This is a genomic window from Mesorhizobium sp. M1A.F.Ca.IN.020.06.1.1 (assembly GCF_004023265.1).
Taxonomy (GTDB): domain Bacteria; phylum Pseudomonadota; class Alphaproteobacteria; order Rhizobiales; family Rhizobiaceae; genus Mesorhizobium.
Genome location: NZ_RZSR01000946.1, coordinates 1 through 2,299, shown reverse-complemented (window position 1 = coordinate 2,299; position 2,299 = coordinate 1). Strand labels below are relative to the sequence as shown.

The following is a 2,299-nucleotide window of genomic DNA, read 5'->3' as shown; positions in this document are numbered from 1 at the left end:
CGTATGTTTATCGGCAGCCGGTGCTGTGTCTCGCCCCCGAGCCCACCGGTCAGGCCCGGCGTTTGCTGGCCTACCCCGCCAGCCTGCCGGGCCGCCCGGCGTCAGGCAATGGCGTCAAGGTTTCTTGTCCAGTGGAGAACACCGATCTCAGGAGCGCACCAGACTCATGACCTCACGGTCGGCGGCTTGCGCCCCTCAGCCGCACGTTGCCGGGCGGGCAGCGGACACACCGCTGGAGGACAGCCGACACAAAGCGGCGGCACGCCGGCAAAATTCTATTAGCTTTAACTAATTGTAGACCCGCGCTGTCCTATTCTGGGACAGCGCGGGTAGCGCCCACTCCCGCGCCGGCGGCTCCGGCAGGCCCAGCACCCCCCGCCCTCTGTCGGGGCCGCCACCTGACTTTGCTTTATACCAGCGATGGTTGAATCAACCGTTACCACACGTGCCTACCAACGAGCTTTCGTGATCGTTAAATTTTGATGGATCGGAGGATTCCCATCTCACCAGAACTGATCTAGTCTTGCAGGTCGAAGAAATCGCGGGTGGCAACCTATGGAAGCGATGTTCGACGACCTTGCGGCTGCTGTCAGGCAGCCCCGAACAGATATTTATACGGCTGTGCGCGCGTTCGCCCTGGACTTCGCCAGCAAGCTCTTTTTAGGGGTCGCCGTGGGGGTTGGCATCGGTATCGGACTAGCTATCGCTCGCTAAGTCACCAGGAAAGTGCCGGCGGCTGCGCAAAGTCCGCGTAGGTCGCCCTGCTATCCGCTTGCTGTAGCATACCGCGATCGGTGTAGGGTTACCCACTATATTAGCAATAGCCTCCAATCTGACACGAACTTACCATTGGACGTTTTCGGGCGCCGTGGGGAGTTCCAATGCGCATTATTCTTGCTCTGGCCGCACTCACGGCCTGTTTCTCCGTATGGGATCATCTTGCAAACCACGGAACCTATAGCGCTACCCTGCAGCGAAACATTTTTGGTAAAGTGCTTTCCGGCTAACGGCCTTCCCACCGGGGCCGGTTTCCATCGTCAGGCAGGTCGACACAGTTTTTATGTTCGCTTGCTCAGTTAAATGCTCTGCGCCCTTTTGCGTTAATCCAAGCAGCAGTCGGCCCGACAATTCCGCCGGAAGGTCGAAAAATACATCATAGACCATCCATTGGTCACACGGATCCGATAAGCAGGTAAACCTCATCACTGACGGTTCTTCGTTTTAGTATTCCAACGCAAATCTGTTCGGCGGCTGAGCCTGCGAAACCGGGCAGGATTGTGCTCCAGCACTTTGAAAGCACAATACTGCCGCCCGACGAGGAGAAAAAGAGGCTCTACAGTCCCTGCTCTATACGACCCAAGTCTGACAGGTTCTTGACAGTTCTTCGGCAGCGGAGATCGTTTCATCGCGGACCCCGGAACAATGGCAATAGCCCAGTCGCCGAAGCCCGAGATTGGCTTGTGCCGCATGGCTGGCCTGGCCGAGCCGGCACCCATGTCACAAGCGCGTGCGTTTGGTTGATTTCTCAGACAGAATATGCTGCTTGTCGCGCCCATGAAAAAGCTCTGCCTGATGGTTCTGGCGCCTCTGGCGCTGGCCTGGCCGGCCAAGGCGATGGACAACGCACTTCGTGCCGGCCTGCTGAAACTCGATCCGCAGACTCGTCTCGAACAGCGTTGCGACGCCGAGGTGCTCGACCGGATTAGCCACGACGATCGCAAATTCAAGGCCGACCGTGTGGTGGCCTATGCCTTCGCCACGCCCCAGATGAGCGCCGACGCGATCAGGAGCCCCGGCGCCGCCTTTCGCAGCAAGGGTCAATGGTTCCGGCTGAAGTTCAAGTGCCAGACTGCGCCCGACCACATGCAGGTGCTGCAGTTGCTCTACAAGATCGGTGACGAGATCCCGGAAACCGACTGGGCAAAATACAATCTTTACGATTGACCGACTGCCGCGGTCGGTTGCGCGCAAATCGGCCTTTCGAGTGCAAACTCATTTGAACCCAATGGAACCAGACGAGCGGCAACCGCTTGTTTCGTGAGTTCTCTTGACGTGCAGGAACCATGCACGTAGAGCAATTCCAGGAAAGGCGCGCAGCCGTTTTTCCCGCCGGAATTGCGTGAAAACAAAGACTTAGAACGCGATCGCATCAATCGGTGAATCGCTCCGGCGTTAGAACACTCGAAGATCGACATTTCGCAAAACAGGAAGGCTCCAGACGATGGATATTTTCAGCGCCGCAAGCCTGACTGCCCTTGTCCAGGTCATCGCGATCGACCTAGTGCTTGCGGCGCTGAAA

Annotated in this window: 2 protein-coding genes; both read left to right on the top strand. The window is 57.8% G+C overall.

All coding sequences use genetic code 11. The annotated features are described in order from the left end of the window. The first annotated feature begins 555 nt into the window (after window positions 1-555). A complete protein-coding gene (locus EOA60_RS37845; RefSeq protein WP_164748299.1) occupies window positions 556-714 on the top strand; it encodes a hypothetical protein in 159 nt (52 codons plus the stop codon). Between the two features lie 822 nt (window positions 715-1,536). Continuing rightward, window positions 1,537-1,944, top strand: coding sequence for a DUF930 domain-containing protein (locus tag EOA60_RS29385; protein WP_066989790.1), 408 nt, complete (start codon window positions 1,537-1,539; stop codon window positions 1,942-1,944). The last annotated feature ends 355 nt before the right edge of the window (window positions 1,945-2,299 follow it).